This is a genomic window from Scytonema sp. HK-05 (genome assembly GCF_963872035.1).
In the GTDB taxonomy this organism is placed as follows: domain Bacteria; phylum Cyanobacteriota; class Cyanobacteriia; order Cyanobacteriales; family Nostocaceae; genus Kalymmatonema.
In genome coordinates this window covers 1-7,930 of sequence record NZ_CAWMYC010000059.1, presented here as the reverse complement: position 1 = coordinate 7,930, position 7,930 = coordinate 1, and the positions used below count along the sequence as shown (strand labels likewise).

Here is a 7,930-nt window from a genome sequence, read left to right as displayed (position 1 = left end):
TAACGAATTAATTTCAGAAAGGCTCTGCGTTACTCTGCGCTGACTCCCTTCGGGTATGCCTACGGCACGCCTGACGGCGAACACTAGTCGCCTGGCTGTCGGGAAACCCTGCTGCATAGCGCTGGTTCACCGCGTCCCTCTGCGTTTTAAAACGCTACGAATTAATGCAAAGCTGTACTTAGCTAAAACTAGTACTCTAATTGATTAGCAACACTAAAAGAAAATCTTGACCTTAGGCGCAAGGTAGTAGTGAGTAGCGTGATGAGTCACTGCCTGCGATGACTGGACTAAACCTACCCTGGATTCCAACATGGTTCCATGATCCTTAGGTGCAACTGATATTGACAGCACCCGTCCAGTTCTGGTGTACTCAATCTTTTTATCGGCGTACGTGGAAAACTCTAAAACGACATGCCGATGACATGAATACCCTGATTGCCTGCGGTTACTCTAAGAGGTTTAACACTGATTTGCGTAGAGCTATTGTGGTTTTTGCGCTCGTCATTATTAAGCACAACTGAAAAGCTTTATAAGGAGGAATAAATCAATGTCAATGAAGGGAATAATTAAAGGTCTAAGTGAGTTTCATAAAAACTATTTCTGTTCACATCAGGAGTTGTTCGAGCGACTTTCTCACAGCCAACACCCTGAAGTACTCTTCATCACCTGTTCTGACTCTCGAATTGACCCGAATTTGCTGACTCAAACCCAGCCAGGCGAACTGTTCATTCTTCGCAATGTTGGTAATATCATTCCGCCCTATGGAGCAATCAATAGCGGTGAAGGCGCAGCTATTGAATATGCTGTTCATGCTTTGGGGGTCAAGGATATTATTATCTGCGGTCATTCCCACTGCGGGGCTATGAAAGGACTGTTGCAATTGGGCAATCTTGCTGAAGAAATGCCTTTGGTTTACGAATGGTTAAAGCATCATGCTGAAGCAACCCGTCGCCTTGTTCAGGAAAACTACAAGGACTATTCTAGTGAAGAACTTTTAAACGTCACAGTTAAGGAGAACATCCTAACACAAATACAAAATCTGGAGACTTACCCAGTAATCCGTTCCAAACTTCATTCAGGACAACTTTACCTTCACGCCTGGGTTTATGAGATTGAGACTGGAAAAGTCTTTGCATACAACGCTAGCCTAGGTCAATTTGTACCTCTTGAGGGATTGTTTCCTGTACCTAACCCTCTAGCCATTATGCACCCAAGATAATCAAACTATTGGAGTTTTAATATATGAGTATGAAACGCTCAAATTTTACTAATACACTACAAACTTGCAAAAAGTTTTTAAGCAGAGTCAAGAATTCGTTTAGAGGAAAATATCAGCTTTATACTGGTGAACAACTGCATTGGATACAAGTAGTTTTACGACTAGAAAGTTCAGTAATTTCAGTTGTGTTTCCTTGGGTACTCTTTTTTGGTATCTATGGTTTTTTAGTGTCATTCCTCTACTCTCTTGGGTTACCCATAGGATTTTCAGAGCGAAATCGTGTACTTACCAATGCTATCTTGAGTTTTAATATAGGCTTGACTTTGCTATTGGTTTTTCGGACGAATACAGCTCATGAGCGATTTTGGGAAGGTCGTAAACTGTGGGGAGCTTTAGTCAATACGGTTCGTAATTTAACTCAGGAGATTTACATAGTAGTTAAAGAGCAGTCACCAAAAGATAGACTGGAAAAAGAGGCAATCCTTCGGCTAGTGGTTGCTTTTTCTGTTGCTATGAAGTTACATCTGAGGGCAGAGCGCTTGGACGAGCAGTTAGCGTCATTGGTGTCTGAAATTCAGTATCTCAAGTTGAAAGATGCAAAACATTCTCCATTACAAATCGCGTTCTGGCTCAGGGATTACTTACAGTATCAGCATGACCGTAATTGTCTAAATATTTATCAATTAACAGCCTTACACAAATTGGTAAGCGATTTGATAGACATTTTGGGTGGCTGCGAACGCATTTTAAAAACACCATTGCCCTTAATATATTCTATTAAACTCAGGCTACTGGTGGGAATTTATTGCCTGATATTACCTCTTGAAATAGTTATTCATTTAAGTTGGTGGACTGGTTTAGTAGTAGCTTTAGTGAGCTTCACATTATTGAGCATTGAGCAAATTGGCTCTGAAATTGAAGAACCTTTCGGTCACGATCCAAATGACCTGCCCTTAAATGTGATTTGCAACACAATGCTACACAACGTTGAAGAGTTAATCACACTTGCTCCTAGCAACGCTCATGACTGGCAATTATGGGTAAGTAAGTAAATACAGTAGACCGAAAAGATTTCTAAAAGCCTTACCATCCGTTCATTGGATTGTATACAATCCGCCAGAATACCCGTATCATTTGCCTTTTGAGCAATAGTATTGTGCATGCTCTTAAGTGCGATCGCCTTTTCTTGCAATCACCAGCCTCAGAAACGTCGTCTGAAACCCTTATTCTCTCCTCAAATTTCAAAAGTTTTCGGTCTACTGACCGTATGAGAAAACGTCAATAGACCGAAAAGATTTCTAGAAGGCTTACCATTCGTTCATTTGACCGATTGTATACAATCCGCCAGAATACCCGTATCATTTGCCTTTTGAGCAATAGTATTGTGCATGCTCTTAAGTGCGATCGCCTTTTCTTGCAATCACCAGCCTCAGAAACGTCGTCTGAAACCCTTATTCTCTCCTCAAATTTCAAAAGTTTTCGGTCTACTGACCGTACCATTTAGTGCCCACTATGATGAAGTTGGGCGCTTTATTGCAAATATACAGTAAAAAAGCGACTGCCCAAAGCGCCGAAATTGCGACGGTTGCCCAGATTTTTACAGGTTTAATGAAGGGGGCAATTTAGGGAAGTAATTGAGAATTAGAATCAAAATATGAGGACTAAACCCCGCGCTGCCCCTTCATGAAAGTTACTCTAAGAACCGAGTCTTTGCGACGAGCGGGTTTTTGTCCTCTTACTACGGTTCAACTTTTCAGGTCGTTGGCTGTTATTAAGCTCTCCCCACATTTGAAAACTCTCTGCCAATTTATCCTCAGGCAAAATAGTTAGCTCCGTTGGCTTGCAGCATTTAATCTGAACAGTAATTTCCTGTGCCCCTTCGTTTACTAGATCTTCAATGTAACCATCTTGAGTTAGGACAGCTTCCTGAGCATTGGTGAAAGGTCCAAAGTAATAGATACAACAGGGCTTAGTGGTGATAATTTCTACCCACCAGTCCATTTCTATCTGCTCCTTTTCAACAGTTTGTGCCAGCTTCATAAGAGTTCTCCGCAATTATCTAGATTAGACTATCTGCATTTCCTTAAGGGATGAAGTCAATGCTCAAAGCTTAGAATTTAGTTATTAACTCTCCCAGTGAAAAGAAACATTGTTTAATCAACCTGCTTAGGGATGTGGGATTAACCTTTCTTAGCAGGGTTTTATCCAACTAATTTTGACCACACCCTTCTAACTGTTTAGCTAGTGCTTGAGCTTCTACAATCAAAGGCAAGTTAGTCGTTTCACAACGTCCACGCCTGATTGAACCTGCTACTCTAAAACAGGCTTGTGTGACTTTGATTGAGCCTCTAGCCGATCTAAAGACACGGGGATTCGAGCAAATTTGGGACTAGCTTTTCACCCTTATTGGCTATCTGGCTAGACTTTTTGCCCTTTTGGGATAACCGCTTTGAGGGAGAATGAGTCTTCCCGCTTTCAGACTTGCCTACTTGGGTTTAGTTTTCATAACGCTTCCAGCCATCCACAAGGAGCGGCTCCGCCCCCAGGGCAAACGCATCTTGTCACTAAGAGGATTTCAATCTCAATAAATGGGAAAAGAATCGCATTAATACCTACTTATTGACAAAATTTTAGGCGATTGCCCGAAGGGCAGTGGGCTGAGTCCCAGAGGGACACGCTGCGCGAACGCCCAATCGCTTACAATCGTAGAAAATCAATCAAACGATAAACTCTAATGATTTTGTTAATTCACCAACCAAGATTTTTGTCAAGACTAATTTAGATGCGTTTGCCCTGTTATCGCTACGAGGCTGCTGCTGCTACCTCTGCTTGGTCTGAAATAATAGCATTCTTTGAACGTGTGTTCGCGACTTGAACAAGAAATAAGTAGCGATCGCGTCTTGCTTTGTTCCTGCTAATCAACGTCTTGTCTATCTTGTCAAAAACAAATTGACATTTTCCCCTTTTGATAATTTTCACTCAATTTCTAACGGTACAGGGCGAGCGCGGTCTGAAACTTTGATACTCGGCCACTTTGGATCAAAAGTCAGGTTTTCTAGCCCTCCGTCCTTAAGGATGACAAAGGTGTCTTCAATTTTGGCTCCTGGTAAACTTGGGTTCCAGGCAAAAGCCATGTTTTCTGCCAGAGTTTCGGTGGTGGCTGGATTGACTATGATTTCCCGAGACAGATAGCCTGTGGTTCCCCCTTGGTGATGTTGACGGATAGCTTGGGGATACCCATGCTGGTGATAAGCTTGACCAAGCGCGTCATAAACTGCGTTGAGAGGCGTGCCGGGAAGGCACAAATTCAGGGCTTCAGCTTCAATTTCGCGGACATGGTGGTGAGCAGACGCAAACTTTTGTATCTCTAGATTGGTCTGTGACGAACCAAAAAAGACAAATCGGGTGAGGTTGGCGTACAGACCATATCCCCGCGCACAAAACACAAGCATCGCGGCACGTCCGAGCGCCTCCCCTTTGGGTGTAGCATGACGGTATAGCGGCAGACGCCTCTCCCCAGCTACCAGGGTTAGGGCTGGATGTAGCCCCCTTGACCACAACGCCTGGGCACCCGCTCCGGCGAGTTGGTACTCTGTCCAGGTAGGCTCGGCGCTTGAGAGTACTTCGGTCATGGCTTCAGCAGCTAAACGCCCCACTCGTCGATAGCGCTCTAGTTCAGGAGGCATCATCACCCGCTTCTGATTCAGGAGTGATGGAGGTAATGGGCTTTGATGATCGGTAGGACGGTCACTAAGAATCTTTCCCCCAGCGGTGACCTCACGTACGAAAGATTCGCAGGCTACGCTATCAGCCCAGGGGTTAACGTGCAGTTTGTAGAAAGGATTTGCTACGTTGCTTGTACCCGGAAGTTCTTCATCCTGTAGACGCTGAGCTTCAATCTCATTAGTTAATATCCAGGCTTCTTGAGCGGTTACCAGCACTTGGGCTACCCCAGTTTCAGCAGCGAGCAGCACGGTATTTGAAGCACCAGCGGTAGCCCAGGCGAACCAGTCTGTGCCGCAGAGTTGCACAGCGCTAGCACCAGTTTCGCTCAAGGCGTTCCGAATCAGCCCCAGCTTGTAGGAAACTTCTTCATCAAATGAATTCATCATTACCTGCTCCGTTGGAGACCCTGCGCAAAAGTGTAGCTTGATTCTTGAGGGATAGTGGCTCGACCGTAAGTTTCAGTCATAGCCTTGAGGCGATCGCGAACTTCTGGCGTTAAAGCCGCAGATTGATAACGCCACTTCCAGTTACCTATACCTTTGCCAGGAAAATTCATCCGGGCAGAAGTATTCAATCCTAAAATGTCCTGTAGAGGAATAATCGCTTGATTAGCCACAGAATTATGTGCTAACCGGATCAAATCCCAGTGGATGTCTACAGAGTTAGTACAACCTAAATAGTGCAAGACTGCTTCTCTTTCTTGGTCTAAGAGTTGATTAAACCAGCCGACTGTCGTGTTATTATCATGAGTACCAGTATAAACAACACAGTTGCGGGGATAATTGAAGGGCAAAAAGGGATTTTCAGGTTTTGAGTCAAAAGCAAACTGCAAAATTTTCATGCCTGGAAATTCAAACTGGTCTCGCAAAGCCTCTACATCTGGTGTGATTTCTCCCAAATCCTCAGCTATGATTGGCAGTCTACCTAACTTCTGGTTGAGTACTTCAAAGAAAATCTCCCCAGGAGCTTGAATCCACTCACCATTGATAGCAGTTGTTTCGCCCTGCTTTACTGCCCAGTAAGCTCGGAAGCCCCGGAAATGGTCAATCCGAATCAAGTCCACGTAATCAAGCATGGTCTGAAAGCGCTGCACCCACCACTTAAAGTCCTCTTTCTGTAACCGCACCCAGTCATAGACTGGGTTACCCCACAGTTGACCAGTGGTACTGAAGTAGTCTGGCGGTGTTCCTGCCATTAGTGCAGGTTCACCCGTTTGTTCATCAAGACAAAAGTTTTTGGGATTAGCCCAGACGTCAGCGCTATCGTAAGCTACGTAGATGGCAATATCTCCTACAATTTGGATGCCGCGCTGATTAGCATAACGCTTCAGGTTTGACCACTGAGAGAAAAACTCAAACTGGAGATATTTGTAGTAAAAAATCTCATGGTTCAGCCGTTGCTGCCATTGCTCGACTGTTTCTGGTTGACGTTGGGCGAGTGCTGCTTCCCAAGTATTCCAACTTGCACCTCCATGAACCTGTTTGAGCGCCATAAACAGGGCATAGTCATTTAGCCAGTAAGCCCTATTTTTACAAAACCATTCAAATTCCTTTCGCTGAACATATGAAGCATTAGCTTTAAAGTTTTTGCTAGCTTTTTGAAGCAAAGGCATCTTCGTTTGGATGACCTGCTCAAAATCCACTGTTTCAGTGTTATAGTTTGGCAGATCCACAAGGTCTTCTTTAGCTAAGAAGCCCTTTTCCTGCAACAATTCGAGGCTAAGCAATAATGGATTTCCTGCCATCGCTGAATAAGACGCATATGGAGAATTAGTATCTCCCGTAGGTCCCAATGGCAAGATTTGCCAAAGCTGTTGTGCACTGTCTACTAGAAAATCAACAAAGCGATAGGCCTCAAACCCCAAGTCGCCAATACCAAATCGGCTCGGAAAAGAAGTGGGATGTAACAAAATACCGCTAGATCTAGAAAAGGGCATAATAAAATAAAGAGACTATGCTTAAAAAAGTGGAGAAAAAGTCTTAGACAGCTAGAGGCCGTTAAGACTTTTTTTGCATAAGCCTGAAAGAATCGATGAAACTATCCCTATATGGTTCCTTCCAGCAGCTCCAGCACATTCCCATCTGGGTCAGTGAAACAAACAATGGTAGCATTTGTTCCGGGCAATTTTTGAGGCTGAGACAAGAAAGTTACGTTTTGTGCCTTCAAATTCTCGTATACCTGATGGATGTTGCTGGTGCGAAGGCATATGCGAGCCACCCCGGTATGGTTTAGATTAGAATAAGGTTGTCCTTCTGTTTTGGGATCAAGGAACTCCACAAGGTCAATTCGAGTTGCTCTTGGATCATTTTCTAAGACTAAGTGGACTCCTCGAAGTTTGGCGCGTGGCAATCCAAATGCTTTAGCCATAGCTGTGCTGCTCATCCCTTGTTTAAAGTCAGTTACAACTCTAAAGCCAAGCATTTCGTAGAACTCCAATGAGCAGTCAAGATCAGTGCAATTTATGTTGCAGTGCAAGATTCCTTCAATCATTGTCAAAGCTGCAGCCCCAGCTTCGGCAACTTCTTGGTCTTGATCACCAGAACCGCCGCTTACGCCAACAGCGCCAACGATTACACTGTTTTGCTTGAGGGGAATGCCCCCAGCAAAAATCATGACCTTGCCATTATTAGATGCATGAATCCCAAAAAATTCTCCACCACATTGGCTGTGTTCTGCTAATTCTTTGGTCGAGATATCGAAGGCGCGTGCAGTGTAAGCCTTCTTAATAGCAATGTCAACACTGCCAATCCAGGCTTCATCCATACGCACATGAGTAATTAAGTTGCCTCCAACATCTACGACTGCTATATTCATAGGCTGACCAATTTCAATAGCCTTCTTTTCCGCAGCAGAAATTACCTTTTGTGCATCTTTGAGTGTAAGCATGACCATTAGTTATTTAAAGTTTTGTTGTTTTTTGCTATGTTTAGTAATAAAGCAGACTTAAGAGTCGATATCTGTTGTGTGCCCTACCAAGATTCTTCA

At 43.9% G+C, this 7,930-nt stretch carries 6 protein-coding genes; 2 read left to right on the top strand and 4 right to left on the bottom strand.

The annotated features are described in order from the left end of the window. Positions 1-547: 547 nt before the first annotated feature. Together AACT52_RS09420 and AACT52_RS09415 are read left to right on the top strand one after the other, a co-directional pair. Positions 548-1,219 (top strand): carbonic anhydrase, encoded by a 672-nt coding sequence (locus tag AACT52_RS09420; RefSeq protein ID WP_073636567.1) that lies wholly within the window; start codon positions 548-550, stop codon positions 1,217-1,219. A gap of 23 nt (positions 1,220-1,242) precedes the next feature. Continuing rightward, positions 1,243-2,271, top strand: coding sequence for a bestrophin family protein (locus AACT52_RS09415; RefSeq protein ID WP_337251833.1), 1,029 nt, complete (start codon positions 1,243-1,245; stop codon positions 2,269-2,271). Positions 2,272-2,914: 643 nt separating this feature from the next. Here the strand turns inward: AACT52_RS09415 and AACT52_RS09410 are convergent. The 4 genes from AACT52_RS09410 to AACT52_RS09395 all read right to left on the bottom strand — a co-directional run bounded on the left by AACT52_RS09410 (position 2,915) and on the right by AACT52_RS09395 (position 7,837). Further along, the gene (locus AACT52_RS09410) at positions 2,915-3,259 is read right to left on the bottom strand and encodes a DUF1816 domain-containing protein (protein ID WP_073636566.1); all 345 of its coding nucleotides are present in this window, start codon (positions 3,257-3,259) and stop codon (positions 2,915-2,917) included. Between the two features lie 935 nt (positions 3,260-4,194). Next, positions 4,195-5,331 carry a M24 family metallopeptidase gene (locus tag AACT52_RS09405; protein WP_337251832.1) on the bottom strand — a complete coding sequence of 379 codons (1,137 nt, stop codon included), beginning with the start codon at positions 5,329-5,331 and terminating at the stop codon, positions 4,195-4,197. Next, on the bottom strand, positions 5,331-6,881 hold the full coding sequence (gene malQ, locus AACT52_RS09400; protein ID WP_073636564.1) for a 4-alpha-glucanotransferase: 1,551 nt from the start codon (positions 6,879-6,881) through the stop codon (positions 5,331-5,333). Before malQ ends, AACT52_RS09405 begins: the two co-directional genes overlap by 1 nt. A 107-nt stretch (positions 6,882-6,988) precedes the next feature. Continuing rightward, entirely contained in the window at positions 6,989-7,837 is an 849-nt protein-coding gene (locus tag AACT52_RS09395) for a heme-binding protein (protein ID WP_083630832.1), read from the bottom strand. Positions 7,838-7,930: the final 93 nt, after the last annotated feature.